The 26,196-nt window shown below is 69.3% G+C and carries 19 protein-coding genes and 1 pseudogene; 8 read left to right on the forward strand and 12 right to left on the reverse strand.

Annotated elements, in window-relative coordinates:
* From EJC51_RS45700 to EJC51_RS45715, 4 genes and pseudogenes are all read right to left on the reverse strand, one after another.
* Positions 1 to 831 (reverse strand): annotated as a pseudogene (locus tag EJC51_RS45700) (IS5 family transposase).
* A gap of 52 nt (positions 832 to 883) precedes the next feature.
* Positions 884 to 1,423 (reverse strand): phosphoribosyltransferase family protein, encoded by a 540-nt coding sequence (locus tag EJC51_RS45705; protein WP_208870792.1) that lies wholly within the window; start codon positions 1,421 to 1,423, stop codon positions 884 to 886.
* Between the two features lie 569 nt (positions 1,424 to 1,992).
* A complete protein-coding gene (locus EJC51_RS45710; protein WP_126276508.1) occupies positions 1,993 to 3,504 on the reverse strand; it encodes an MFS transporter in 1,512 nt (503 codons plus the stop codon).
* Positions 3,505 to 3,650: 146 nt separating this feature from the next.
* A complete protein-coding gene (locus EJC51_RS45715) occupies positions 3,651 to 4,859 on the reverse strand; it encodes an oxygenase MpaB family protein (RefSeq protein WP_126276509.1) in 1,209 nt (402 codons plus the stop codon).
* A 192-nt stretch (positions 4,860 to 5,051) separates the two neighbouring features.
* Here EJC51_RS45715 and EJC51_RS45720 point away from each other — a divergent pair, with 192 nt between their 5' ends.
* Together EJC51_RS45720 and EJC51_RS49325 are read left to right on the forward strand one after the other, a co-directional pair.
* The gene (locus tag EJC51_RS45720; protein ID WP_425276831.1) at positions 5,052 to 5,717 is read left to right on the forward strand and encodes a TetR/AcrR family transcriptional regulator; all 666 of its coding nucleotides are present in this window, start codon (positions 5,052 to 5,054) and stop codon (positions 5,715 to 5,717) included.
* A gap of 427 nt (positions 5,718 to 6,144) precedes the next feature.
* Positions 6,145 to 6,273 (forward strand): hypothetical protein, encoded by a 129-nt coding sequence (locus EJC51_RS49325; protein WP_279631417.1) that lies wholly within the window; start codon positions 6,145 to 6,147, stop codon positions 6,271 to 6,273.
* A gap of 667 nt (positions 6,274 to 6,940) precedes the next feature.
* Here the strand turns inward: EJC51_RS49325 and EJC51_RS45725 are convergent.
* Entirely contained in the window at positions 6,941 to 8,833 is a 1,893-nt protein-coding gene (locus EJC51_RS45725; protein ID WP_208870793.1) for a TolB family protein, read from the reverse strand.
* Positions 8,834 to 9,823: 990 nt separating this feature from the next.
* Between EJC51_RS45725 and EJC51_RS45730 the strand changes: the two genes are divergently transcribed.
* The 5 genes from EJC51_RS45730 (at position 9,824) to EJC51_RS45750 (ending at position 16,660) form a co-directional block, all read left to right on the forward strand.
* Positions 9,824 to 11,032 carry a glycoside hydrolase family 1 protein gene (locus tag EJC51_RS45730; RefSeq protein WP_126276510.1) on the forward strand — a complete coding sequence of 403 codons (1,209 nt, stop codon included), beginning with the start codon at positions 9,824 to 9,826 and terminating at the stop codon, positions 11,030 to 11,032.
* Positions 11,033 to 11,199: 167 nt separating this feature from the next.
* The gene (locus tag EJC51_RS45735; protein WP_126276511.1) at positions 11,200 to 13,359 is read left to right on the forward strand and encodes a hypothetical protein; all 2,160 of its coding nucleotides are present in this window, start codon (positions 11,200 to 11,202) and stop codon (positions 13,357 to 13,359) included.
* A gap of 129 nt (positions 13,360 to 13,488) precedes the next feature.
* A complete protein-coding gene (locus tag EJC51_RS45740; RefSeq protein WP_165951059.1) occupies positions 13,489 to 14,814 on the forward strand; it encodes an ABC transporter substrate-binding protein in 1,326 nt (441 codons plus the stop codon).
* Positions 14,814 to 15,722, forward strand: coding sequence for a carbohydrate ABC transporter permease (locus tag EJC51_RS45745; protein WP_126276513.1), 909 nt, complete (start codon positions 14,814 to 14,816; stop codon positions 15,720 to 15,722). The genes EJC51_RS45740 and EJC51_RS45745 overlap by 1 nt, the downstream gene beginning before the upstream one ends.
* A 26-nt stretch (positions 15,723 to 15,748) precedes the next feature.
* Positions 15,749 to 16,660: a carbohydrate ABC transporter permease gene (locus EJC51_RS45750; RefSeq protein ID WP_166682980.1), complete on the forward strand. Its 912-nt coding sequence runs from the start codon at positions 15,749 to 15,751 to the stop codon at positions 16,658 to 16,660.
* Positions 16,661 to 16,992: 332 nt separating this feature from the next.
* On the opposite strand, the gene EJC51_RS45755 is transcribed toward EJC51_RS45750, so the two are convergent.
* Together EJC51_RS45755 and EJC51_RS45760 are read right to left on the reverse strand one after the other, a co-directional pair.
* Positions 16,993 to 17,796 carry an SDR family NAD(P)-dependent oxidoreductase gene (locus tag EJC51_RS45755; RefSeq protein WP_126276515.1) on the reverse strand — a complete coding sequence of 268 codons (804 nt, stop codon included), beginning with the start codon at positions 17,794 to 17,796 and terminating at the stop codon, positions 16,993 to 16,995.
* Between the two features lie 799 nt (positions 17,797 to 18,595).
* Positions 18,596 to 19,450, reverse strand: a complete 855-nt coding sequence (locus tag EJC51_RS45760) for an oxidoreductase (protein ID WP_126276516.1) — start codon at positions 19,448 to 19,450, stop codon at positions 18,596 to 18,598.
* Positions 19,451 to 19,738: 288 nt separating this feature from the next.
* Between EJC51_RS45760 and EJC51_RS45765 the strand changes: the two genes are divergently transcribed.
* Entirely contained in the window at positions 19,739 to 20,656 is a 918-nt protein-coding gene (locus EJC51_RS45765; protein WP_126276517.1) for a helix-turn-helix transcriptional regulator, read from the forward strand.
* Positions 20,657 to 20,686: 30 nt separating this feature from the next.
* Here the strand turns inward: EJC51_RS45765 and EJC51_RS45770 are convergent, their stop codons facing one another.
* The 5 genes from EJC51_RS45770 to EJC51_RS45790 all read right to left on the reverse strand — a co-directional run bounded on the left by EJC51_RS45770 (position 20,687) and on the right by EJC51_RS45790 (position 26,138).
* Positions 20,687 to 22,564: a DUF2264 domain-containing protein gene (locus EJC51_RS45770; protein ID WP_126276518.1), complete on the reverse strand. Its 1,878-nt coding sequence runs from the start codon at positions 22,562 to 22,564 to the stop codon at positions 20,687 to 20,689.
* A complete protein-coding gene (locus EJC51_RS45775) occupies positions 22,561 to 23,580 on the reverse strand; it encodes a hydroxyacid dehydrogenase (protein WP_126276519.1) in 1,020 nt (339 codons plus the stop codon). Before EJC51_RS45775 ends, EJC51_RS45770 begins: the two co-directional genes overlap by 4 nt.
* A gap of 155 nt (positions 23,581 to 23,735) precedes the next feature.
* Positions 23,736 to 24,833 carry a substrate-binding domain-containing protein gene (locus tag EJC51_RS45780; protein ID WP_126276520.1) on the reverse strand — a complete coding sequence of 366 codons (1,098 nt, stop codon included), beginning with the start codon at positions 24,831 to 24,833 and terminating at the stop codon, positions 23,736 to 23,738.
* 98 nt (positions 24,834 to 24,931) lie between these two features.
* Complete coding sequence (locus tag EJC51_RS45785; protein WP_126276521.1) at positions 24,932 to 25,696, reverse strand: SDR family NAD(P)-dependent oxidoreductase; 765 nt, start codon at positions 25,694 to 25,696, stop codon at positions 24,932 to 24,934.
* A gap of 49 nt (positions 25,697 to 25,745) precedes the next feature.
* Positions 25,746 to 26,138: a nuclear transport factor 2 family protein gene (locus tag EJC51_RS45790; protein WP_126276522.1), complete on the reverse strand. Its 393-nt coding sequence runs from the start codon at positions 26,136 to 26,138 to the stop codon at positions 25,746 to 25,748.
* Positions 26,139 to 26,196 lie beyond the last annotated feature (58 nt).

A 26,196-nucleotide genomic window follows, 5' to 3' on the forward strand; every position in this document is an offset into this window, starting at 1 on the left:
TCAGCGTCGGGTCCAGATGAGGATGCCCGCGAGGTGCAGGGCAGCCTGGTAGGCGATCGCGAGCTTGTCGGTTCGTGTGGCCAGGCCGCGCCACTGCTTGAGGTGGTTGATGCACCGCTTGACAGTGTTCCGCTGCTTGTATGCCTCGCGGACGGCCTCCGAGTCTGCCTCGCCTCAGGCGGTGGCCAACCTGGTCGGACGGTTGTGGAATGACAGCGCGGATGCCCCGACGCCGCAGGTGGGTACGGATGGCGCGTGAAGAATACGCACGGTTGGCCAGGACGGCGAGGGGCCGGGTTCGTGGCCTGCCCAGGTCGCTGCGGGGCACGCGGATGCCGGACATCACCGTCTCGAAGGCGGGTGCGTCACCGGCCTGGCCTGCGGTAAGGGTGAAGGCCAGAGGTCGTGCCCGGCCGTCGGCGGTCAGATGAACCTTCGTGCTCAGCCCACCGCGGAAACGCCCGAGGGCGTGATCAGCGGGTTCGGCTCGGTCGGCTGCCCCTTTTTGAGTGCGCCGGCGGCGTGCTGATGGGCTCGGACGATGGTCGAGTCGACCGAGACGGTCCAGTCGATGTCGTCCTCGGCATCGGCTGCGACCAGGAGAGCGGCGAGGATGCGTTCCCAGGTGCCGTCGACGGCCCATCTGATCAGACGCTTGTGAGCAGTCTGGAACGGACCGAGCACGTCCGGCAGGTCTCGCCATGGCGAGCTGGTGCGGTACTTCCACGCGATGGCCTCAAGTGTGCGGCGGTGGTCAGCCCACCGCCGCCCGCGAACGGGATCGGCCGGCATCAGTGGCGCGATCCTGTCCCACATCGCATCAGTGATCACTAGTCGGACAGACACATCCAGTCAACCGAGCAACCAGCCAGGCGGATACGTGTCAGGACTGCCCATCCCAAGCGGGAAGTTCGGTGGCGGTGACAATGCTGCGGACGCCCAGGTTCGCCCGCCGGGCCGGGGCTGTCTGGTCAACGATGACGGAGCAGCCGGCCCACTGCCCGCCGCATTCCTCGACCATCGACCGCACAGCTGACGCCTGGCTACCCGTCTCGATCCAGTCATCGACCAGCAGCACCCGGTCCCCGGGGCCCACCGCCGTCCGCTGCAGACGCAGCTCCTGGCGAGTACCCCGGTAGTCGGGGTAGCTGCACCTGGTGGCCTTCTTCCCAGGGAAGATGCCCTCGCCCTTGCGTACCGCGACGAAGCCGACGCCGAGCTCGACGGCCACTTCCGCGCCCAGCAGGAAGCCCCGCGACTCAATGCCGCAGACGGCCGTGACGCCGTCTTCCCGGAACGGCCCGGCCAGTTCACGGACTACCGCAGCAAGAGCTTCGGGGTCACGAAAGACCTGCCAGACGTCAGCGTGGCCGCCGATCCAACGGAAGCGTTCAAGGACCAGACCGCGCGCGTGAGACATCATGATCGTGAGTCTGCGGACGAATCGGCAGCCCAAGCAACCGGATTCTCCGCTCGGGGGATACAGACGGGCAGGCGGCACTCCACCTTCGCCGTGATCCTCATCTGGGCCCGACGCTGACCAAGGAGACAGAACCTAGTTCGACCGAACCTTGCGAACGTGGCGGACATACATCGGTGCGCTTGACGTACGGGGCGCCATGGGACAGACCCGCGCCGCGCGCCCCAGGGTGTCCTCAGACGCCGCAGCGTAGAGCGCTCGCGCGGGTGGAAGGAGCGCCTTCCGCACCGAACTCACCACGGGACTTTGTAGGGTCGGCTCCGCTCTGCCTCAGCAGCAGGGTGTGATGCCCTGCATGCGCTCGACGCGCCGTTACCGAACTCGCGCCTTGGCACGGCCTGCGCTCGGGCGAAGGGCGGCTGCGCGGGCCAAGCGTGTCCCCGAGGACCGTGGCGAACCCGTTGACCTGCTGGCGAGCGGCCCCGGCTTCGTGCGGGTGGCCTGCCATGCGCTTTCCCGTCATGCGGAGACGGCCCGCGAGGAGTTTCTCGCGGGCCGGCCCTGGCTGATTCTCACATGTGGACGACGGGTGCCGCGTCCGGGTCCTGCTCGGGTGCTCCGCGTCGGTAGAGGAGGACGCTGACGACCAGGCCGACGGCGAAGAAGACGGCCGACCACCAGTACGCGGTGGAGTAGGCCTCAAGTCCGGAGTTGGCCTGGACGAGCGGGTCCTTGGGGTCGCGGCCGACGAGGTAGTCGGCGGCGGCGCTGGTGGCGAGGGTGTTGAGCAGAGCGGTGCCGATGGAACCGCCGACCTGCTGCATGGCGTTGACGGCAGCGGAGGCGACACCGGAGTCCGCGGTGTCCACGCCGGCGACGGCCAGGCTCATGGCGGGGGCTATCACCAGGCCCAGGCCCAGGCCTGCCACGATCAGCGGCGGCATGACATCAGCGGCGTAGCTGCTGCTCAGATCGAGGGCGGTCAGCCAGGCCATGCCGGCGGCGGCCAGGCCCATGCCGAGCGGGACCACCGGCTTGGGGCCGATGCGGGGCACGAGCACGCTGGCGGCGAGGGTGGAGGCGATCATGAGCGCGGCGACCATGGGCAGGAATGCGAGGCCGGTCTTGACCGGTGTGTAGCCGAGGCTCTGCTGCAGGTAGTAGGTGAGGAAGAGGAAGACGCCAAACATTCCGGCGCCGCTGATCAGGACGGAGACGAAGGAGGCACCGCGGTTGCGGTCGAGCAGTACGCGCAGGGGGAGGAGAGGGTGGGTGGATCGGGTCTGCCACCAGGCGAACACGGCGAGCAGGACGGCTCCGGCGAGGAGGAATCCCCAGGTCTGCGGGGAGCTCCAGTCGTGGGACTCGGCGTTCGAGAAGCCATAGACCAGGCAGAACAGGCCGGAGCCGACGAGGATGGCTCCGGGGATGTCGAGGGAGGCGGTCTTGTCCCGGGTGGTGCGGTGCAGCAGCAGGACGCCACCGACGAAGGCACCCGCGGCGAAGATCAGGTTGACGTACAGGGTCCAGCGCCAGTCGAGATACTCGGTGAGCAGCCCGCCGAGGAGCAGGCCGATGGCACCGCCAGCGCCGGCGATGGCCCCGTAGACGCCGAAGGCCCTGGCACGTTCCTTCGCGTCGGTGAAGGTCGTGGTCAGCAGCGACAGGGCGGCCGGGGCGAGGAGCGCGCCGAAGACGCCCTGCCCGGCACGGGCGATGACGAGCATCTCGAAGCTGGTGGCGGCACCGCCCAGGGCGGACATGCCTGCGAAGCCGACCAGGCCGATCAGGAACGTGATCTTGCGGCCGAACAGGTCCGCTATGCGTCCGCCGAGCAGCAGCAGACTGCCGAAGGCGAGGGCGTAGGCGGTGACGACCCACTGCCGGTCGCCGTCGGAGAAGCCCAGATCCTGCTGCGCGGAGGGCAGGGCGATGTTCACGATGGTGGCGTCCAGGACGACCATGAGCTGGGCCAGGCCGATGATGGCGAGGATCCACCAGCGATGACGAGGCGGTGACTCGGCGGGAGGGAGTGCGGACACGGTGGCCGTGTCGCCACGGGCGCCGGTGGAGTTTTGGGACATGGCTGAGCTCCAGACGAATCGAAACGTGGGAGTGGTGATGGTGCGGTGCGGGACGGCTGCGTCGTCGGAGCTCGTCACGTGGTTCGGAGTGGTGCGCGGCAGCCGGTGAGTCGGCCGGTGCTCCGCGCGCCCTGGAGGCAGGAGAATCAGGCGGCTGGGAACTGTGAGGGACCCGCTCCTGAGCTCTGCCGCCGACGGACGCCACAGCGCAGGACACGTGGGACCACGTCCGGTCCGGACTCCTCGAGCGCCCGGCGGTGGGCTTCCCGCGCCGAGGCGGGGAACAAGGCCTGCCAGTGCCGGGCCTGCCGGTTGAGAGTGCCGATCAGCGGCATGAGATCCGGCGTGGCCGGAACGGGAAGGCCCATGCGGTCCGACGCCTGTTCCCCGAAGGTCTGCCGTAGCACGGTGTACATCAGCGCGCTGAGCTGTTCCTCGGGCAGGGTGATGCCTGGCGCGCCGGCCATGGCATGTGCCTGCCCCTCGACCATGGCGGCCGTCAGGGCACGTGAGTTCTCGTCAGGTGGGGGTGTCACGGAGTCCAGCAGGTCCTGCAGCCGACGCGCTCCGGCGTGGTCGGCGACGCCCTTGTGAAGGCGTTCGTCGAGTCCCAGGAGATGGGCTGCGTACGACCAGTACTGGTAGAGCCGGCGCTCTTCCTCGGGACTGATCTGGATGCCGACGGCCGCCAGGGCCCGGTAGGCGACCAGGGTGAAGCCGAGCCAGGTGCGGGCCATGTCGAGCTGACCGATCGGTAGACCGGGGGCACCCATGTCCCAGTCCGTAAGGGACATGGCACGCATACGGGCGTGGCTCAGTCGGAGCTCGGCCGTGGCCACGTATCCCTGCCGTCCGCGCAACAGGCCGCCCGGCCGGACGATCTGCCGTGCCCACACCGCGGTCTCCACAAGGCTGCGCGAAGCCGTGTTCGTGGGCGTGCCGCTCCGTGCCAGCAGCCGCGCTACTGCCGGGGAGGCGTAGGTGTGGGCGAGCGCGCTGGTGATCGAGCAGAGCCCGGACCACATGGGCGGTACGGACTGGCTCACTACATCGCCGCGGTGGAGCGTCAGAGGGTCGACCCAGGAGGGAGTGGCCTCCAGCTCCTTCAGCAGCGCGGTGATGGCTGTGGAGGGCTGATCATCGAGGCTCGCCAGCCCTCCCTTCAGGCCCGTGTCGAGGGCCTGTCGGGCCTGCCTGCCGTAGAGGTCCAGTTCGACGACGACGGCGTCGGCGAGCGGATCGCCGGCCGTCAGCAGGGCGACGAGTTGCTCGGCCTGTGGGGTGTGCCGCTGTCGCGCGGCTGCCAGGTCGATCACTCGCTCGGGGGCTTTTCGGGGTGCTTGGTTCGCAGTCATATGGCTCTCACTTCCGAGAGGGCAAGGCGGTCCGGCGATCATGCGCGGAGGTAGCCTGACACATGTCAGATTAGCTTTAATCTGACATGTGTCAAGTAAGCTGTTCTCGGGTCCACCGGACCGCCGCGCAGCAGCACCTGTCGGGGTGCTTGCCGCGCGGGCTCGACGAGCAGGCAGTCGTGGAGGCAGGAAATGGGAGCAAGCGCCGCATCAGCTCGCAGGCCGGGGCGCCCCGGCGCGGACACTCCCGCGGTGCCGGGGGAGGAGAGCATCCTGCAACGCGGGCTCGAAGCCTTCGCGGAGCTGGGGTACGACCATGCCTCCGCGCGGGAGCTGGCTCGCCGACTGGGCGTCAGCCACAACTTCATCAATGACCGGTTCGGGTCCAAGGCCGCGTTCTGGCGGGCGGTGGTGGAGTTCGCCCTCGGGGCGCGGCTGGCCGGTATGCCGCAGGTGGACCCCTCGTTGGACGATGCCGAGCGGTTGCGGCAGATCATCAGCAACTTCTACCGAACGGCGGCGGACGCGCCCCTCATCGGACGGCTGTTCGTCGACGAGCTGAACCGGGACACCGAGCGGCTGGACTACCTGTACGCGCACTACATCGGCCCGGTCCTGCAGACCATGACGGACTGTATCGATCGGCTCATCGCCTCCGGGCGCATGGCGCCCGTCCCGGTGGACGTGTTCTTCTTCGCCATCATTCCGCCCGTCTCGGGCATGGTGGACGTGCCCCTGGCTCGACGCCTGGGCCGACCCGTGCCGTCCTCACCGCAGCAGCTCACGGCCACGGCGGACGCGCTTGCGGCACTCGTGGTCAATGGCATGCTCGCGACGGGAGCGGAAGGTCGCCACTGAGACCGATGCCGCGGCGTGGGACCTCTCAGGGGGCGATCGTCTCCGTGCCGACCGCGACGGGTCGGCACGGCCGTGCCGGGATGTGCCGCGACCGGATGCCATCCCGCGTGCCGGCCCTGTTCACGTGTCGGGTCCCGGGCCGCGGTAGGCATCTGATGCAGGCCGCGTGTCCGGGTGTGCGCGCCGGAGTATGGGGCGACCTGCCCGATCACGTCGGCCTGGTGCCTGGACGGCGGGGATCGGTTCGGCGTGCAGGGGTTCAGGGCGTGGGTGGCATCGTTGAGGGCGCTCAGGCACCCTCCAGCACTCCACCCATCAGGCGAGTTCTTCGATATCGCCCACGGCACGGTGGCGGGCCTGGAGCACCTCGACCGGTATGTGGCCGCGGACTACATCCAGCTACCCGAACACGGCGAAGTAGATCGAGGTGGACGGCATCGCAGACGGCGGGTGCATCGCCCGTCAGGCAATCTGCGAGGACGGGATGCTGATCGACGCCTTCCGGCAGCCGTCCGGTGGCAAGGTCATCCACGTCTCGAGTGACCTCATCCGGTGAGTCCGCGCCCCGTGTCGAAGTCGGAACCCGCCCTGTCTTCAGAGCTGGATCAGCCTCGGCGCGAACGTCGTCGGGATCGCGGAGCCCCGACGAAGCTTCTGAGGATCGCGTCCTCCCACGAGTAGGCGGTCGGTGCCGCGCGTCCATTCGCCGTGAGGTGTGGCTCCGGAGCCGCAGGTGCCCTCGACTTCGAGACAGGCGACTGCGGCGCGGTAGGTGGACGGCTGGTCAGCGGTGACGAAGAGGGACCCGAAACCGTGCGGCTCTGTCGCTCGGAGCTCGTCGTCGATGTCCGGACCGGACAGCCGGCATCAGCCGCGCCGAGCCCGCGCGCCGACGACAGCCGCTCGCGCGGGTGGTGACCGGCTACAACGCCCGCTCTCGTACGCGGCGCATCAAGGATGCGTGAGAGGGCATGACGTGGCTGGACGCGATTGCGTCGGATGACACTGGCGCTGTGTCCGGCGTCGTCCGGGATGCCGAAGTAGCCGGAGCGCTTGGAGGACACCTTCCAGGCGGCGAACGAGGGGATCGCCGAGAGGTGGATGCGGCACCACCGCTCGCTTCGCCACTGACGTCCTACGGGTGCTCCGCGACGTGGCAGATCCGGGTGGGCGGCTGTCGCCGCCCACCCGGATCTGCCCGTTACATCGTGGTCTCGCCTGGATCAGGTTCCGTTGGCGGGTTGGTTGTAGACGTGGCCGTCGACGGTGGTGGTCAGCGTGCCGGTCGCCTGGAACTTGTTGGTCCCCACGGTGATGTCCAGGTGGAACCCGTCGGGGCTGGTCCTCTTCGTCGCATGGACTCGGCCGGTCCCGATGTCGGTCCGGACCAGGTCGGAGAACCAGTCGATCTTGTTGTGGAAGGGAGTGTCGTTCTGCAGGGTCATGGTCTCGGTGCCGTTGATGACGTAGCGCCCGTCGTCGGAGTAGTCCTGGTAGGTGACGGCGACGGTGCTGATGGCGGTGCGTGTGCTGTTCTCGGTGACGGTGACCTCGGCCGAGCCGGACTTCTTGCCGTCCAGGGTGTAGGTGCCCTGCGTCAGATGCGTCCGCGCGGGGATCGCGCTGCCCGGCTCGTACGGGACGCCCCAGGGGACGGTGTCGGAGACGGGGACGACCGGCTCCCGCGTCTGCGGCGGGCGGCTGGTGAGGTCGGCGATCATCAAACGCTCGGTCCGGCCGCCGGGGGCGGTGGACACGGGGCAGGGCAGCGGGTTCTGGCCGCCGCAGTCGGGCGCGACGGCCAGCGACTGCCAGTACGCGATGTGGGTTCCGTCGGGTGACCACTTGGGGTCGGCCCGGCCGTTCCACAGCGGGTCGTTGATGCTGCCGGGGCTGCCGTCGCCGGCGGCGTTGAGCCGTTGGCCCGCGTAGGAGCCGCGGTCGCCGTACGCGTCGATGAGGTACGGCTGGAAGAACCGGCGCTTGCCGTTGTTGCGGGCGGCCGAGATCGCGCTGGCACTCAGCAGGTCGGTGATGCCGGGGACGCCCCGCATGGCGGACAGGAACGACAGCCGGTCGGTGCCCCGGGTGTCCATCACCACCGTCCACTTGCCGTCGGGCGAGAGGTCGACCGGATCGACGTACTCGGGATCGGCGGTCAGCCGGCGGACCTTGCCGGTGGTCAGGTCGGCCGCGAAGACGTCGATGTTGGACGACTCCGCCGGGTAGCCGACGTAGGTGACCTCGCGTCCGTCGGCGGAGAAGCCCCGCAGTTCGCCGACCGAGGGTACGAACGGGTCGAACCGCAGCTTGCCGGGGTCGCTGGGATCGACGTCGACCGGCTGCGTGGCGTTCGGGTCGAACAGCCGGCTGACCTTGACCAGGTCATAGCGCGGTACCAGTGGGGTGCCCGTCGTCGGGGACGGGTTGAACTGCAACCGGCCCATGTACGAGAACTGGTCGAGCCGACCGCCCGTCACGGTCATGGAGCTGAAGCCCAGGTGTGTGTCGTCGGGGTGCAGGCGCAGTTCGCGGATGCTTCCGCCGGGCCCCGAGCCGTCCGCGGTGGTGTTCCACCGGATCGGGTAGATGCGGACCCGCTGTGGGGTGCAGGCCCGGTCGGCCAGCTTGTAGGGGCCGCAGTCGATGATGTTCGTCCCGGCCAGGACCCGCTTGCCGTCGCCGAAAGCCTGGGGGTAGTCCATCGCATCGGCGGGTCCCGGCGCATTACCCGGTGGGATGCCGCAGGTGACGCACTTCCACGCGTCCCCGTTGGGGAAGGTGGTCCCATCGGCCCGCACGAGGATCAGCTGCTGGCCCGTGTAGATGCTCGACGGATGGGGTGCCGCCGGTGCGCCCGTGAACAGCACCGTCGCGACGATGTTCCGGCTGTCCGGCAGGAAGTTCCCCGAGAACAGGCCCGGGGACTGCCCGATGCATCCGGTACCGCGCGGGTTGTTCTCCGTGGTGCAGGAACCGGCCTCGATGCTCGGTGTGACCGGCGGCAGTGGCAGCTGCCTCACCTTGATCGGCTCGGGCTTGGGCGGCGGCGGAACGGCCTGCCCGCTGCCCGCGGCCGGTGAGGCATGCGCGGGCTGCCATGAGGTGCTGGTCACGGCCAGGGCGAGGATCAGCGCCAATACCGGCCAGACTCGCGGAATTCTTGTTCTTCTCCGCAAGAGCATGCTCATCTCCTACTTGAGTTGGGCGTCATATGGGTGGAGGCGTCCTTGGCAGGGAAGGCCATGTCCTCCTCGTTCGGCGGCAGGCGTCGCCCGGCACCAGAGCGGTCGGCGTGAGACGGACCCGCGCGTGGAGGGGGCGGGGTCGGCTCTGTTCACTCGGTGATGAACCGCTGCGGCGTCCCCGTACTCGACGCAGCCACAGGGCTCCTTCTCGGTTCGGCGTCGTCGGTGCCCCCGACGCGCATGTCGGCTCCTTCGGGTGTGGTTGTGGTTCTGCGGGGAGGCAGAAAGAGGTCGCCGTCGCCCGGCCGGGGCACCGCGTGCCGCGAGGAGCCCGAGGTGAACGGCGCGCGGGACGCGTGTCGCGCTCACGGGGCAGGGGCGGCGCAGACGGGCTCGCGCGGGCCGACGGGTGGCCCGCGCGTCGAGCGGTCCTCGGATGAGGACAGGGAGGGAACGCGAGAGGGGCGGCTCGTTAGAATGTAACCACGGTGGTGGCAGTTCGGTGATTAGACTCCCGATCGCAGCGGATGGCAAGACCCTGAACGCGGTTGCCCTCGCCGGTAGTTGTCCTCATCGGCGTAGGAGGTTGCATGAGTTCCGCCCCGTCCGCACGTCGATGTGAGCCGCTTGCGTGCGGCGTAGGTCGGCCCTGACCTGGGGTCGCCGACGTGAGAGTGGGCACGGCGCGCGCCACTGATGGGCGACTTGTGGCCTCCTGAGTGGCACCGGCCAGGGGGTGCGGACAGGGAAGCCCTCGTGTCCGGGTGAGCGTTTGAACGTTTTATTTTCTTCTGATTGACCTATTGACCAAATGTCGCAAGCCGATCAGTATTCCCGTGACTCGACCAGGCGGGAGGTGTCATGGATGATCGAATGAACAATAGGACAGTGGCGTCGTCCGCATCCGAAGGAGCTGGAATGTCGGACAGCACCCACAGCGTCGGTTTCCTCTGGGGAGCCGCCTCCGCGCCGCACCAGATCGAGGGCAACAACACCAACAGCGACTGGTGGGTACGAGAGGGCCAGGTCCCCGGCCTGGAACGCAGTGGGGACGCCTGCGACAGCTACCACCGCTACGAGGAGGACATGCGGTTGCTCGCGGATGCAGGGCTCAACTCGTACCGCTTCGGCGTGGAGTGGGCACGCATCGAACCCGTCCCAGGGGAGTTCTCGCGGGCCGAACTCGCCCACTACCGCCGGATGATCGACACCGCCCTCGGTCTCGGTCTGACGCCCATGATCACCCTGCACCACTTCTCCAACCCGCGCTGGTTCGCCGAGGAGGGCGGCTGGGCCGGCGAGCGGGCCGTCGACCGCTTCGTCGCGTACGCGGAGCGGGTGACCGACATCCTCGGCGACGTCCCGTACATCGTCACTATGAACGAGCCCAACATGCTTGCGATGATGTTGACCAGGGACCGCCTGACGCTCAAGGAGCAGCAGCGGTCGGGGATGTGGCAGAGCCCTACCGTTGACACCGACCGTCGCGTGAAGTGGCCGACTCCGGACACCGACATCAGCGACGCCCTGGTCAAGGCTCACCACGCGGTCCGCGACATCGTGCGTGCCAACACCGACGCGGCCGTCGGCTGGACGGTGGCCAACCGGGCCTTCGCCGCCCGCCCCGGTGCCGAGGAGCGGAAGCGTGAACTGGAGTACATCTGGGAGGACCTGTACCTGGAGGCCGCGCGCGGCGACGACTTCATCGGCGTCCAGGCGTACTCCAGTGTGTGGGTCGGCAAGGACGGCATCGAGCCGCACCCGCCGCACCCGGACAACACCCAGGTCGGCTCGGCGTACCGGCCGGACGCGCTGGGCATGGCGGTGCGCCACACCTGGGAGGTCACCGGCGGCACCCCGATCCTGGTGACCGAGAACGGCATCGCCACCGCCGACGACACCCGCCGTATCGCGTACACGGACGAGGCGTTGCGCCACCTGTTCACCGCCATGGGCGACGGCGTCGACGTACGCGGTTATCTGCACTGGTCCGCCCTGGACAACTTCGAGTGGGGCCACTGGGCACCCACGTTCGGGCTGATCGCCGTGGACCGGGAGACCTTCGAGCGTCGTCCCAAGCCGAGCCTCGCCTGGCTCGGCGACGTGGCCCGCCGCGGCCACCCCTGAACATCTCCGAGCCCCCGCGGGTGAGGGCGAGCATTCCGCCGCCTTGCGTACAGCCTCGCGCGGCGTCAGCACATGAAGGAAGCACGCATGTCCGCCCAGCACACCACCCCGGTCCGTCGTCGCCCCGCCGTGACTCCGCAGGCCGGCTCCCGCGAGGGAGCCCTCACATGACGCTCGATCGACGCGCGCTCGTCCGCCGACACAACCCCGTCCTGACGGCACCGCACCCAACCGACGTCCTCACCGTCGGCAACGGCGACATAGCGATGACGGTCGACCTGTCGGGCCTTCAGACGTTCCCGGACTTCCACGAGCTGCGCCCGGACCCGCGGCGAGTCGTCGACGGCGGCGAGACCGGCCTGCCCGCACACATCCCTCGCCCGTTCGACCGCGATGACCACCAGATACCGCTGCGCACGCAGTCGACCTGGGGGTGGTACCGCACCCGGACCGAGCGCGAGTTCCTCCCCGACGAGGCGACGACCACTTACGAGACGTCGCGTGGCACGGTGCCGTACCTCGACCGCAAGAGACTGCACCGCGCCGGCGACCCGATCCCGGACGAGTTCGCGGCCGGTGCCTGGCTGGCCTTCAACCCCCGCCGGACGCACCTCGGGCGTCTCGCGCTCGACGTGACATCCGACGGACCCCGGCTGGACGGCCCGCACCGGCTCACGGACACCCGCACCGAACTCGACCTGTGGACCGGGACCGTGCACGCCACGTACCGCCTCGACGGAGTCCCCGTGACGGTCACGACCGTGGCGCACCCCGATGTCCATCGCTTCGCGGTGCGTCTGCGATCCCCGTTGCTGGCGCGTGGCCTCGGCGTGGCCTGGTGCTCCGACCCGCAGCCCGACGACCTGGCGCCTTTCGAGCTTCCGCTCGACGAGCGCGTCAGTTGGGCCCAGCTGGGCCCCGGACGCTGGGAAGCACACCGCGCCGTGGAGTCGTCGGCGTACGTCGTCACGATCGAGACGACCGGTCACCTCACCCCCCACGACGACGGCGCTCGCGTCCTGGTGACGACCGATCAGCCGGAACTCGATGTGATCGTCACCCTCCGGCCCGAGGAGCGAGCTGCCTCCCCGACACCCTCGTACGGGCTACCGAGGGCGGACGCCGGCACGACCGCTTCGGACTTCACGTCCGTCCAGGCGGCTTCCGCGCGCTGGTGGGAGGACCACTGGCTCGGTGGCGCCGCGGTGAGCTTCGAGGGCAGCACTGACAAGCGGGCCGGGGAACTGGAACGCCGCGTCGTGTTGTCGCAGTACCTGACGGCGGTCAACGGAGCCGGTGCCACACCGCCTGCGGAGACCGGGCTGACGTACAACACGTGGACGGGCAAGTTCCATCTGGAGATGCACTGGTGGCATGCGGCGCACTTCGCGCTGTGGGGTCGCGGCGAACTTCTGGAGCGCAGCCTCGGCTGGTACCACGGCGCCTTGGCCGCCGCACGGAGCACAGCCCGGCGTCAGGGCTACCGTGGCGCGCGCTGGCCGAAGCAGACCGACAACTCGGCGCGTGAGTCGCCCAGCCACATCGGCGTGTTCCTGATCTGGCAGCAGCCTCACGTCATCCATCTGCTGGAGCTGCTGTACGACGAAGGACGCTCGACCGAGTTCCTCACAGAGCACTGGCCGTTGGTGGAGGCCACCGCGGACTTCATGGCCGACTTCGTCGAGGAACGCGACGGTGTCTTCACACTGCCGCCTCCGCTCATTCCCGCGCAGGAGAGCTACCTCGCCGACCGCCTCACCAACGCCGACCCGACCTTCGAACTCGTCTACTGGTGCTGGGCACTCGACGTCGCGAACGCGTGGAGGGGACGTCTCGGGCTCCCGCTCCGCGACGACTGGGACCGCGTCGCGCGCGGCCTGCGGCGTCCGCTGGTCCTGCCGGACGGCAGGTACGCCGCGATCGCGACGCCGCCGTACCTGGTGCGCAAGGACCATCCGTCGATGCTGATGGCGCTCGGCTGGCTGCCCGACACCGGGATCGTGGACCCCGACATCATGGGCGCGACTCTCGACGCGGTGTGGAACCACTGGGATTTCCAGACCAGTTGGGGCTGGGACTACCCGGTCATGGCGATGACGGCCGCGCGCCTCGGCGACGTGGGCCGCGCGTTGGACGCGTTGCTGTTCCCCTCACCCAAGAACCAGTTCCTGACCAACGGCCACAACCCACAGATGCCGGGCTTCCTCACGCTCTATCTTCCGGCGAACGGCGGACTGCTCGCCGCGGTCGCCCACGTCGTGGCCGCCGTGGATGGCGGAGCGAAGCCTCCCGCGGGCTGGACCGTCGCGGCCGAGGGTTTCGGATGACGGCCTAGTGGCCGCCTTACCCGGACGGCCCGGCCGCGCATCCGCGCCGGGGCGTCGACATCCCCCCACGACTCCAGCACCACAGCACACCTCCATATGTCAACAGCGCACGAATCAAAGGTGATAGCCATGCGCAGGAATCCCACCACTCAGTCCGTGTCCCGGCCCATGAGCCGCCGCTCCTTCGTCTGGACTGCCGGCTCGCTGGGCATCGCCGCGTCGCTCCTCCTCCAGGGATGCGGGTCGGGCAGTGACTCCGGGTCCGACGACGGCACGGTAGAGCTGACCTTCATGAACCAGTCGCGAGGCCAGGAAGCCGCCCTCAACGCCCTCGCCAAGCAGTACACGAAGGAGACGGGGATCGTCGTCAAGGTCGAGTCCCCCGGACCGTCCGACTACCTCGCGAAGCTCCAGGCCAAGGCGCAGTCCCGCAACATGCCCGACGTGTACTCGTCCTTCCTCGCCGTCGACATGGCCCCGTTCTACAAGGCCGGCTGGGCCATGAACCTCGAGCCCGAACTCAAGGGAGCGTGGGGTGACCAGTTCGCTCCGGGAGTCGTCGAGCAGTCCGCTTTCATCAAGGACAACAACCTCGATGTCCCGCCGGGCATCTACTCGGCGCACTGGGAGACGCAGTCCTATGGCCTGATCCTCGATCCCGCCAGGACCAAGATCGACCCGAAGGCGCCGCCGAAGACCATGGACGACCTCATCACCGCGCTCAAGGCGTCCAACAAGGACGGTAAGGGGAACTTCTCGGTCGCCTCGTCGCTCACCCCGGCGCTGATCCAGCAGTTCGCCTCCAACTGGCTCACCGACCAACAGATCTCGGACACCTTCGCCGGCAAGTCGAGCTGGAAGTCGGACGGTTGGCGCAAGGCGTTCCAACTCCTCCTCGATCTGAAGAAGGCCGGCGTCATATCCAACGGAGCGCTCCCCGGCGGTCAGGGCGACAACCCCGCGGTCGAGACGTCCTTCTTCAACAAGCGTGAGGTCGGCGCCATCTTCGACGCCTCGGCAGGCGTCTCGGTCGGCAAGCGCACGGCCCCCAACTACACCGACTACGCCTCGATGCCCCTGCCCGCCGCCTCCGACGCCACGCTCGCTCCCCGGTCCCCGGGTGTCCCCGGCAAGGGCGCGGTCGTCAATCCCCGTGGCAAGCACCCCAAGGAAGCGCTGGCCTTCGTCAAGTGGCTGACGATGCCGGAGCAGCAGAAGGTGTTCGCCGAGGAGGCCCGCATCGTACCGACGAGCAAGGAGCTCCTGGCGGGCGGCAGCCTTCCCGCGCAGCTCACCGGTTTCGCCGCGGCCACCGAGAACCAGCAGAAGGTGACCAACAGCCTCACCCCCGATGTCAACGCGGCGCTCACCCGTGACACCCAGAGCCTGGTCCTCGGCGAGAAGACCGTCGACCAGATCCTCGATGACCTCCAGTCGGCACAGGAACGCGGCTGATGGCCTCGCTGACGGCGCGCGTCCGCGACCGACGCACCCTGCGCCGCAACATCACCGCACTGGCGTTCCTCGCTCCCGCGATCGCGCTCATCGGAGTGTTCACCATCACACCGTTCGTCCAGGCGATCCTGCTGAGCTTCCAGTCCTGGGACGGGATCAGCCTGGAGACCCCCTGGGTGGGCCTGGACAACTACGAGTTCGTCTTCGGGGACGACGAATTCTGGGCGTCCATGAAGAACGTCGCGATATTCGGCGTGGTCGGCTTCTTCCTGGGGAACGCGCTCCCCCTGGGCATGGCCATCGCGGTGAACCGGATCCGGCGACTGAGGACCTTCTTCCGCACCGTCTTCTACCTGCCGGGCATTCTCTCCGTCGTGGTCGTCGGCGTGATCTTCCTGTTCATGTTCGAACCCCGCTCCGGGGTCCTCAACCAGATGCTCGACATGGTCGGCCTGGAGTCCCTTCAGCAGAACTGGCTCGGTGACCCGTCATTCGCCCTGCCGTCCGTCGCCGCGGTCTTCATCTGGTTCCACTGGGGTTTCGGATTCCTCCTCTTCCTCGCCGGTCTCCAGGACATTCCGGAGGAGCTGTACGAGGCGGCTGAACTCGACGGCGCGCGTGCCTGGGCCAAGTTCCGGTACGTCACCTGGCCACAGCTCGCACCCGTGACCACGATCGTCAGCCTGCTGACACTTCTCGCAGCCCTCCAGATCTTCGGCACGGTCCAGGTCCTGACGAATGGCGGTCCCGGCTCGCACACCCTGGTACCCACCCTGCTCATCTACGAGGAGGCCTTCACCAACAACCGCTACGGCAGCGCGGCGGCGATGTCGGTGCTCTTCGGCGGCGCCCTCGTGGTGCTCTCCTTCCTCCAGCTCACCATCGCGCGACGGCGGGCCGACAAATGACGACGAAAGCAGGTGACCGGGCAGACATGGTGACGTCGCTCGTAGGCACCGAGAAGAACGGTGCTGCCGAAGATCCGTCCGGCGACTCCCGGGACCAGTCTCCCCGGCCGCGTCGACGCCGGATCAGGGCCAACCGGGTGGGCCTCTACGGTCTGCTCGGTGTGGCGGCACTGACCGCGCTCTTCCCGCTTCTGTGGATGTTGTCCGGATCGCTCCAGACCCAGGACGAACTGCTGTCCGGGGACAGCCTCATACCGAGCGGGTTCCACTGGAAGACCTACGTCACCGCCTGGACCGACGGTGACCTCGGGACGTATCTCTCCAACAGCGTGTTCTACACGCTGACCGCCGTGCTGGGCATCCTCGTCGTGTCCAGCATGGCGGGATACGTCCTGGCCCGGGTCGAGTTCTGGGGCAAGGGGTTCTTCACCTTCGTGATCCTCGCGGTCATGATCATCCCCGCGCCAGCGATGTTCCTGGCCCAGTACCGGCTGCTGCTCGATCTCGGTCTTACCAACAGCCGGCTCGGCTACATCCTGATCCTGATCACCTCCGGGGTTCCCATGGCGACGTTGATCATGCGGAGCTTCTTCGTCGGTCAGCCCAGGGAACTGGAGGAGTCGGCGGCACTCGACGGCGCGTCGCCTCTGAGGATCTTCGCGAGCATCATCCTGCCGTTGGCCCGTCCAGGTCTCGCCGCCGTCGCCGTGATCCAGGGACTGCACGCCTGGAACGAGTACCTCATGGCCCTGGTCCTCTTCGACGACAACAGCCTCATGCCGATCCAGCGCGGGCTGACGAGCTTCAACTCGGCGGAGACACCGCAACAACAGGTCCTGCTGGCCGCGACCGTGATCTCGGTGGTGCCCGTGATCGTGTTCTACCTGCTCGCGCAGCGGAACATCGTGAACGGCCTCGGCGCCGGCGCCCTCAAGTAGTCCGGCCGCGCGCAGCAGCCGGCAGCTTCCGGCCCCGGGCGCCGAGGACATGGCTGCCTAGGCCCGTGCCTTCGGTCTGTGGAGGGTTCAGCCCCTGCCAGTTCGGGCCGGCAGAGGGCTGACGTTGTCGCGTTCGCGCCGCTGGTCCGTTTCCGTGGCCCGGTTCTCGCTCAGCGCGCCGACGGCCCCCGCGAGCCGGTGGCGCAAGCGGGGGGGAACGGGGCGGGGACCAGGAAGCGTTTCGCGAACCCGACTGCGAGCCGACCCGGGCTCTGAGACGTGAGGGGCCGCACTCGGCTCGTGATTCTCCGGGCTACGAGCTCGATGGTTGCCTAGTGCTCAGGGCGCGGCTTGGCCTTGGTGGCGTGACGGGCGGCCTTGTAGGTCTCGGGCAGGAAGCGGTGTTCGATGGCGGTGCGCTTGGTGGCGGCGTCGCCGCCGACGACCTCGGCACGTCCGTTCATCAGGGCGAGGAAGCCTTGGCGTGCCACTTCCTTGCGGCTGTTCTTCTTCATGCCGGGGCCGAAGGCGGTGTTGTTCATGCCGGCGCGGGCGTGGAAGTCACTGTCGGTGGCGCCGGGCATGAGACAGGTGACGGTGACACCGTGTTCCTTGAGTTCCTCGCGCAGCCCGAGGGCGAACATACGGGTGAAGGCGCGGGAGGGCCCGTACACGGTCTCGTATGGGGTGGGCAGGGTCGCCGACAGCGACGACGTGATCAGGATGCGGCCGCGGCCGTTGCCGGCCATGTGCCGGGCGACGTGCTTGGCCAGGTGCACGACGGAGGCCACGTTCAGCTGGATCAGGGACAGTTCGTCGTCCAGGTCGGTGTCGAGGAAGGCGCCCCCGATGCTGCGGCCGGCGTTGAGGACCGCCGCGTCGAGCGGCCGGCCGGTCTCCTGCACCGCCCGCCACACCGTCTCGACACCCTCGCTCTGGGAGAGGTCGGCGCGCACGGGTGTGACGTGGACGCCGTGCCGCGCGAGGTCGGCCGCTGCCTGGTCGGTGTGCTCGCTGCGGCCGGTGGCGATCAGGTCGAAGCCGTTGATGGCGAACAGCTTCGCGAGTTCGTAGCCGATGCCCGCGGAGGCCCCGGTCACCAGGGCGAGTGGGCGGTGGGAGTCGGTGTTACTCATGAGAGGTGCTGCTCCTTTTCCGTGTGCTGGTGGGCGTCCGGTGCTGCCCATCGCCGAGCACGGGGCTGGGGGTGGGGTTACCAGTCCTGGCGGGTGGGGTGGATCGCGCCCTCGTTGAGGTCCTGGGCGATCTGCTTGCCCTCGGTGCCCCTGGATGCCGTGGGTGATGCCGACTTCCTGGCGGACGCTGTCGGTGATGCCGCGGATGAAGAACTTGGTGGTGCTGTAACGCCGCCGGCGTCCCCGACGCGGATGCCGGCCACCGAGCCGACGTTGAGGATGTGCTGACCGGCGGGCGATCATTCCGGGTAGGACGGCGGCGCTGATGGCGTGCAGGCAGCCGCGGAGGTAGGTGTCGATCATCTTGTCCCGGTCGTCGACGGCACGGTCGGACCACTTGGAGAAACAGCATCAGGCCTGCGTTGTCGACCAGGCGGTCGACAGGGCCATACTCGTCGGCGGTGAACCCCGTCAGACCCTCGATGTCGTCTCGGTGGGTGACGTCGGCGGCGCGGACGGTGGTCGGGCCGATACGGAGGAGGCGCCAGTGATGACGCTGACGCGGCCCTGGAGGTGGGGTTCGTGGCTGTCTGCCATGGTGGCTCCCTCCTCGCTGTGCGCAGGTGTCGGACGGTGCATGCGCGTTGACGTCCACTTCGGCGTCTGTGATCGTGTCGGGCCGGTAGGTCAGGTCGTGGGAAGAACCGTTTGAGGTGGTATCAGCGTTCCCGGCCGTGGGTGAGGCCGGCCGGTGACAGGCCTTACGGACTCGTCACTGGCCGGCCAGCCCGGCTCGAAGTCAGGCGGCGGAGGCGTCGAAGTCGGCCGACTTCGTCAGTGCCTCGTTCGCGCGGATCTCGGCGAGCATCGACTCCAGCTGCTCGATCGCCATGCCGTACGCCGGAGTGCCCAGCAGCAGGCGCTGGGGGTGGGAGTCGGCGGCGAGGGCGGTGATGATCGCCCGGGCGGCGGCGTGGGGGTCGCCGGGCTCCTTGCCGGTGTCCGCGCGGAACGCGGCGCGCTGCGCGCCGACCGTGTCGGCGTAGTCCGCGATCTCCCGCTCGGGCAGCGTCTCGTTGGCGGACCGGCCGGCCCAGTCGGTACGGAAGGGGCCGGGCTCCACGAGCAGTGTGGTGATGCCGAGCGGGGCGACCTCCTGGCGCAGGGCGTCGGTCAGGCCCTCGACGGCGAACTTGGTGGCGGCGTAGTAGCCGACGGCCGGGAAGGCGCGGAGCCCTCCGATGGAGGAGAAGTTCACGATCGTTCCCGAGCAGCGTGCGCGCATACCGGGCAGGACGGCGCGGATGACGTCGGACAGGCCGAAGACGTTGATGTCGAAGATTCGGCGGATCTCGTCGTCGGTTGCCTCCTCCACGGCGGCGAAGTAGCCGATGCCGGCGTTGTTGACCAGTACATCGATGCCGCCGAAGTGCTTCTCCGCAGCCTCGACGGCCTCCCTGACCTGCGTGACGTCGGTGACGTCGAGGGGCAGGGCGAGTGCCTGGTCGTTGCCCTCGACGAGATCCTGGACCTGGGCGACGTTGCGGGCGGTGACGACCGCCTTGTGGCCGGCGGCGAGGACCTCCTGGGCCAGGGCACGGCCGAAGCCGGTCGAGCAGCCAGTGATGAACCAGACGTTCTGCTGAACAGACACGATGCGGATCTTCCTCAGAAAGGGCGCACCCCTCCCACGGCGATCACCACGGGTGACGGTGACGGGGGTGCTGTGTACAGGGGGGAAAGCGACGCCCGCCCGGGCCTGTGTCACGCACACGGCAGGCGGGCCGCGGACCTCTTCAAGGTCGCTGCTATGGCCGCCCAACCATTGATGCACGCCGTGACGCGGCAGACCAAGCCGTGGACGGGGGCCATTGCTGCCGGGGAAAGACCTTCCCCCTCATGCCAGTGGATCCCCGCCGCGACCCGGGGAACACTGGCAGGCATGGCGAACAATGCCGAGGAGATCAAGAAATTCCTGCGCGCCCGGCGCGACGCGGTCCGCCCCTCCCAGGTCGGCCTGACGAACTACCCGGGGCGGCGGGTACCAGGCCTGCGCCGCGAAGAGGTTGCGCAGCTCGCCGGGGTCAGTGTGGACTACTACACCCGCCTGGAGCAGGGACGGCTCACCAGCGCCTCCGAAGGCGTCATCCTGTCCATCGCCGAGGCCCTGCGACTGACCCAGGCCGAGACCCAGTACCTGCGCGACCTGCTGCGCCCCCAGCCCCGCCGCAGCGCCGAGCCAGCGCCGCCCCAGCAGGTGCGGCCCGCTCTGCTGCGCATGCTCAACGGGCTGCACGACCAGCCCGCCTTCGTCCTCGGCCGCCGCAACGAGGTCCTGGCCTCCAACGACCTCCTCGACGCCTTGTTCACCCCGTTCAACCACCGCCCGCCCGACGAGCGCAACCTGCTGCGCTGGATGCTCCTCGACCCCGCCGCCCGCTCCCTGTATCTCGACTGGGCACAGGTCACCTCCGAGGTCGTCGGCGTGCTGCGCGCTGAGGCCGGCCGCAACCCCCACGACCCGCAGATCGCCGAATTCGTCGCCGAACTGCGCGCCGCATCCCCCGAGTTCCGCACCTGGTGGGCCGAGCGGACCGTGGTCGAACGCACCTGGGGCAGCAAACGGTTCAACCATCCCGTCGTCGGCCGCCTCGACATCACCTACGAAGCCCTCTCCCTGCCGGGCGACCCCGACCAGATCCTCTTCGTCTACGCCGGCAAGACCGACGACGACCTCGAAAAACTGCGCATCCTCGCCAGCTGGTACGCCCAGTCCATGCCCCGTCCCACCGCCGCGGGCGAGCACACTGCCCAGCCGCAACGGGACGGGGCGGATGAACAAGACGCCCGCCCCGCGTAGGTCCACCGCGGCGTCGCGCCCGGTCGGCCATCAATCCAGCAAGGACACCGTCACCGGTCCGAACCCGATCACCGATCGGGCCCCGTCCAGCGCCCAGACCACCTGCACTCGGCCGTGATCGACGAAGAGTTCGGTGACCGCCTCCTCCAGCGGGACCGGCTCGGCGGTCAGGGTGGCCAGGCTGACGTGCACGGTGGTGCCCCCGGCCGGCCCGGTGAGCCGGGGTATCCGGGCCCACCGGGCGTAGGCCGTGCCCTGCGGGGCGCGGAGCGACTCGGAGGCGTCGTCCCAGCCGTGCAGACCGTGCAGCGCCGACACGACGGAACCGTCGGGGTCGGTGGCCCAACCCGTTTGAATGACACGGGAGTCGGCCGGCGCACCAACCACTCGGTGGACGCGCAGCTCGTATGGGCCCCTGGCGAACGTGACGCTCTCCACCCGCAGTCCCGGGACCATCGGCGGACCCGCGGTGAAGACCGGCCGGTGCCAGGAGGCGGCCCAGCCCCAGCCATCGCCGCCGTCCGCCCCCAGCGGATGGATACGACGCCGTACGCTGCCCCGTCCGCCGACCTCGATGGACAGGTGGTTGTCCGCGGCGTTCCCGCTCGCGGTCGGTCCGGTGTGTGTGGAGTACGCCTGCCGCCCGTACAGCGGATCGTCGGCTGCAGCTTCGCCGTCGTGGGGACGTACGTGGTCACTGCCGTGGTTGTGCAGTCGTACGATCCCGTCGGCACGCGTCGACTGGATCAGCAGCCCGGGTTCGGGCAGGGCCAGGACACGGTCGGCCTTCTCGGCCGGGGCGGGCTCCTCGGGGTCGGTCCACAGCGGATGGTCCGGCGGGGCGAGGAGGGCGACGAACGCCTTCGAGGCCCAGTACGGCGAGGACGGGCCGGAGTAGGTCTGCAGGGTCGCCTCGTGCGGGCCGTACCAGCCGGGGCTGAGCAGGCCGTCCTCGGTGAGGGCGCCGCGGTTCAGGAAGTGGCGCAGGCTGCCGCTGATCAGGCGGCGAGAGGTCCCCGGGGTCAGCGGGGTGTGGCCGGTTACGGCGCCCAGGCCGACGGCCGCCGAGGCGGCGAAGCGGTACGTCAGTGAGCGGCCGTAGTACAAGGGCGCACCGTCCGCGGCGAACATCAGGCCGAAGCCTTCAAGGTGCTCGCGCAGCCGGGTGCCGTACGGCTCCGCGTCCGCCGCCGCGAGGTGGGCGTCGAGGACCGGATACAGGTGCAGGGCCCAGCCGTTGTAGTGGTCGAAGGCGCGTCCGTCGCCGTCGCTGTACCAGCCGTCGCCTACGTACCAGCCCTCCAGCAGTTCCCGTGCGCGCTGCCGTGCGGCAGCTGTCTCGGCGTCGCCGCGGCCCACCGACTCCAGGAACCCGGCGACGGCGTAGGGGAAGAGGTACCAGTTGTTCGGTGCGGGCGTGTGCCGCAGTGCGCCGCGCAGCCATTCCTCCGTGCGGTCCTGCACGTCGGCGTCGAGGTTCTTCCAAAGCCACGGTGCGGTCAGCCGCAGGCCGAGCGCCACGGATGCCGACTCGACCATGGGCTGACCCGCGACCAGGTGGTCGAGGATCAGCGGCCAGGACTCGGAGTCGTCACGGCCGGGGGTGCGGGTGCCTGCGGCGAGACCGCTCGCGTAACGCCCCAGCCAGCCGTGCGGGTCATCGCCGCCGGCGCCCGCCACACGGAACGCGGCGGCGAGGAACGTCCGGGCGTAGCCCTCCAGGCCGTCGGAGCGCACGCCCGCTGCGGAAGGGCGGCCGGGCAGGTCCAGCAGGGCGCCGCCCGACGTGCTCCAGCGCCAGGCGGAGGCCAGCAGACCGTCGGCGACCGCCTCCCAGTGGGCCCGGGTCCAGCCGGTGTGCGGACTCGGCTCCCTGTCTTCCGGGGGGAGTTGGAAGGGGACGGTCATGCCGAGTACGCCAGCCTCTCGCGTCGTACGGGATGCAGGAAGCCGCCGCCGGAGGCCCAGCGGGCGACCTCGGCGACGGCATGTTCGGCCAGGCGGCCCCATTCGTTGCCCTGTGAGCCGGCGAGGTGGGGGGTGATGAGAACGTTGTCGCAGTCCCACAACGGGTGCTCGGGGGGCAGGACTTCGGGGTCGGTGACGTCGAGGACGGCCCGGATGCGGCCGGCTCGGGCGGCGTCGGTGAGCGCGTCCTGGTCGATGACCGCGCCCCGCGCAGTGTTGATCAGCACGGCGCCCGGACGCATCGACTCGATCAGGGAGCGGCTGACCAGGCCGCGGGTGGCGGGCAGCAACGGCGCGTGCACGCTCACGGTGTCGCTGCGGGTGAACAACTCCGTCAACTCGACTCGTGTGGCGCCGAGTTGGGCCGCCTCGGTGTCGGTGACGAACGGGTCGTGGAGGAGGACCTCCACGTCGTGCTCACGCAGCAGTTCGATGACCCGGCGGCCGATGAGCGACGCGGACAGGATGCCGACGGTGCGGTGGTGGTTGCCGATGGTGCGCGGAATCCGCACCAGGCGTTCGAGGCTTCGGGTGGCGCGGAGGATCTGGGCGCGTTCGAGAGCCTGTTTGCCGGTGAGCAGGATCATGGCGAGGGTGTACTCGGCGACCGGCAGGGCGTTGGGAACCGCGGCCGAGGACACCTCGATGCCGCGCTCCCAGCATGCCTCGGTGATGTGCCCGCGCACGCTGCCCGCGGCGTGTACCACCGCGCGCAGACGCGGCGCGGCCGCGAGGACGTTCGCGTCCAGCGGCGGGCAGCGCCAACTGGTGACCAGCAGGTCGACTTCGGCGAGGATCTCACGGGCCCTGGGTGTGTCGAGGTCGTCCAGGACGGGGAGCGGGGCGAGATCGCAGACGGCGTCGAGTCGGGCGAGAGCTTCGGGGGCGAACACGACGGTGGCCGCGTCCCGGGACATGGCCAGGGCAGCCCTGGGGCGGCGCTTGGAGTCGGTCATCAGAGTGCGGGAACTCCTCAACGAAGCGGTGGAAGCGGCTGGTTGACGGCCGGATTGCCGATGAGTCGCTGCGCTTGTTCGATTGTTGGGAATCCTGATGCCCTGGGTTCAAACAGTCAAGATGTCGATCAGAAGTAATTCAAACGTTCAAATGCTCATGGGGTGGAGCGTGTAGACCCTCGCACGATCAGCCTCGGCAGCAGCTCGACGCGCTGCACCGGCTGCGCATCCGCCTCGCCCGCATCCTCGATGCGGCGCAGCAACAGCTGGGCGGCGAGCTGGCCGACCACGCCCTTGGGCGGCGAGACGGCCGTCAGGGGCGGGGTGCCGAGGCCGGCGACCACGTCGTCGTAGGCGACGACGGAGCAGTTCTCCGGCACCCGCACCCCGTTCTCGGCGAGCTGCTGCACCAGCATCAGGGCCTCCACGTCGCCGTGCAGGACGGCGCCCGTCGCCCCCACCTCGCGCAGCACTGTCGTCAGGTCCGCCACGTCGGCGGGCTCCCGGTCGGTGCCGGCGCGGGAGGAGCTGAGCGTCCAGGCCCACTTCTCCACCAGCGGATGTGCCTCGGCGATCTCCGACAGCGCGGAGCGAAGGGTGCGCGCGGTCGGGCTGTCGTCGCGGGTCGCGAACACCAGTCGCCGATGGCCGAGCCGTACGAGGTGCTCGACGGCGAGCTGGGCGCCGTACCAGTGGTCTGAGCAGACCGAGTCCAAGGCATGCAGCGCACTGCCTCTGGGCGGTCGGCGCTCCATCAGAGCAGCCGGCACCTCCAGCGTGGCCAGCCAGCCGTAGTCGGCCTCTTCGGAGTCCGGGCTGCGCCACCGCGGCGCGAGCAGCACACCGCAAGCGCCGTCGGCCAGCGCCCGTTCCACCTGGGGGCGTTCGGCGCCCGGACCCGGCGGAGCGATGTGCAGGGCGACGCGGACGCCTGCGGCGTCGAACACGGCGCGGGCCCTGTGCAGGGCCTCGTTCAGGTAGGAGTGCCGCTCCGGCACCACCACGGCAACAGTGTCACCGTCCCTGATGCCGCCCTCCCGCGCCTCATGCTGCGCCTCCTGCGCCGACAGTGGTGAACTCACCACCCCGTGCCCGCGCCGCAGCTTGCCCTCCTGGGCCAGTTCCTCGATGTCCCGGCGGATCGTCACCCCCGACACCTGCAGCTCGGCGGCGAGATCCCGGACGCGCGCGAGCCCGCGCTCCTGCACTGCGGCGAGAATCCGCTGGCGCCTGACATCGACCGGCTCACGCATGTTGGTTCCCACCCTGGATGTTCATTTGAGCGATCTGAGTGGTCAGCATACGATCGTTCGAAGTGTGGCGACAACGGTCAGCGAAGGTGGCCCTGGGCTCAGCGGGGGTACAGGCCGCCGTCGAGCGTGATCACCTTGTTGGTCAGGTAGCCGTTGGTGACCATCGAGGCGGCCATGGCGGCGACCTCGTCCGGCGTGCCGAGGCGTCCGACCGGGATGGGCGCGGGCAGTTTCCCGCCCTCGCCGGCGTCGGCGGGCAGGATCCGGGTGCCTCCGATGAGTGCGGGGGCAAGGGCGTTTACGGTCACACCGGCGGCGGCGACACCGACCGCCAGGGAATGGGTCAGCCCGTGCAGGGCTGCCTTGCTGGCAGCGTAGTGCGGGCCGATGATGCCGCCGTTGAGGGCCGCGATCGACGAGACGAACAGGACCCGTCCCCAGCCGCGCTCGATCATGCCGGGAAGGGCGGCCTGAGCCATGAGAAAGGGCGCGCGCACGTTCACGGCCATGGTGGTGTCCCAGGTGTCGACGTCGATGTCGGCCCAGGCCAGCTGCTCTCCGATCCCCGCTCCGGCGATGAGGAGGTCGACGGCGCCGAGCGCGCGGGAGGTCCGGTCGACCAGTTCGGCGGCGGCCGTCGCCTCGGACAGGTCCGCCTGCAGCGTGACCGCCCGGCCGGAGCCGTGGAGCGTGTTGATCCGCGTGGCGGTGTTCTCGGCATCCTCGCCGTGGCTGCTGTGGACGAGAGCGATACGGGCTCCGGCGTCCGCGAGACGCAGGGCGACGGCTGTTCCGATGCCGCCGGAGCCTCCGGTGATCAGCGCGGTGCGGTCGGCGAGCGGGGTGGGGGAGATGTCGTTCATCGGGGGTCCTCTGATGGCGGTTGGGGAGGGGTTTCCGGTCGTGCGAAGGTCAGCCGCCGTCGACCTGAGCCTGGAAGGCGGCACGGTCGAAGTAGGCCCTGGCCTCGCGGATGCGGCCGGTGTCGTCGAGTTCGAAGACGCTGATGCCCGACCAGTTGACCCGCCTGAGGTCCCGGGTGATGGCGGCACTGTGCCAGGTGACGGCCACGCTGTTTCCGGCGGTGTGCGCCTCGGTCGGGGTCAGCCCGAGGAAGGGGCTGAAGCTCGTGAGGACGGAGACGACGAGGTCGTGGATGGCGGCGCGGCCCTTGAGGGGCGGCGTGCCGACCGGGTCGTGGAAGCGCGCGCCCTCGGCGAAGGCGCCGCTCCAGGCGTCGGCGTCACCGTTCTGGGAGGCCTGGAAGAACTGCAGAACGGCCGGGGGCATGGCGGGGACGGACAAGACGGGTCCTTCGTTCGAGGGGGATGCGGTGGTGGACGGGGAAGCCGTACGGATTGAG

Origin of the sequence: Streptomyces aquilus (assembly GCF_003955715.1) — a bacterium.
GTDB classification, from domain to species: domain Bacteria; phylum Actinomycetota; class Actinomycetes; order Streptomycetales; family Streptomycetaceae; genus Streptomyces; species Streptomyces aquilus.

What these genes read in the sequence shown, in the direction of transcription:
- EJC51_RS45780 (WP_126276520.1), bottom strand. Translation starts at nt 24,833, where the DNA reads ATGCGTGAGCCGGTCGATGTCAGGCGCCAGCGGATTCTCGCCGCAGTG.
- EJC51_RS45745 (WP_126276513.1), top strand. Translation starts at nt 14,814, where the DNA reads ATGGCCTCGCTGACGGCGCGCGTCCGCGACCGACGCACCCTGCGCCGC.
- EJC51_RS45705 (WP_208870792.1), bottom strand. Translation starts at nt 1,423, where the DNA reads ATGATGTCTCACGCGCGCGGTCTGGTCCTTGAACGCTTCCGTTGGATC.
- EJC51_RS45785 (WP_126276521.1), bottom strand. Translation starts at nt 25,696, where the DNA reads ATGAACGACATCTCCCCCACCCCGCTCGCCGACCGCACCGCGCTGATC.
- EJC51_RS45755 (WP_126276515.1), bottom strand. Translation starts at nt 17,796, where the DNA reads ATGAGTAACACCGACTCCCACCGCCCACTCGCCCTGGTGACCGGGGCC.
- EJC51_RS45710 (WP_126276508.1), bottom strand. Translation starts at nt 3,504, where the DNA reads ATGTCCCAAAACTCCACCGGCGCCCGTGGCGACACGGCCACCGTGTCC.
- EJC51_RS45765 (WP_126276517.1), top strand. Translation starts at nt 19,739, where the DNA reads ATGGCGAACAATGCCGAGGAGATCAAGAAATTCCTGCGCGCCCGGCGC.
- EJC51_RS45735 (WP_126276511.1), top strand. Translation starts at nt 11,200, where the DNA reads ATGACGCTCGATCGACGCGCGCTCGTCCGCCGACACAACCCCGTCCTG.
- EJC51_RS45770 (WP_126276518.1), bottom strand. Translation starts at nt 22,564, where the DNA reads ATGACCGTCCCCTTCCAACTCCCCCCGGAAGACAGGGAGCCGAGTCCG.
- EJC51_RS45730 (WP_126276510.1), top strand. Translation starts at nt 9,824, where the DNA reads ATGTCGGACAGCACCCACAGCGTCGGTTTCCTCTGGGGAGCCGCCTCC.
- EJC51_RS45720 (WP_425276831.1), top strand. Translation starts at nt 5,052, where the DNA reads ATGGGAGCAAGCGCCGCATCAGCTCGCAGGCCGGGGCGCCCCGGCGCG.
- EJC51_RS45715 (WP_126276509.1), bottom strand. Translation starts at nt 4,859, where the DNA reads ATGACTGCGAACCAAGCACCCCGAAAAGCCCCCGAGCGAGTGATCGAC.
- EJC51_RS45775 (WP_126276519.1), bottom strand. Translation starts at nt 23,580, where the DNA reads ATGACCGACTCCAAGCGCCGCCCCAGGGCTGCCCTGGCCATGTCCCGG.
- EJC51_RS45740 (WP_165951059.1), top strand. Translation starts at nt 13,489, where the DNA reads ATGCGCAGGAATCCCACCACTCAGTCCGTGTCCCGGCCCATGAGCCGC.
- EJC51_RS45750 (WP_166682980.1), top strand. Translation starts at nt 15,749, where the DNA reads ATGGTGACGTCGCTCGTAGGCACCGAGAAGAACGGTGCTGCCGAAGAT.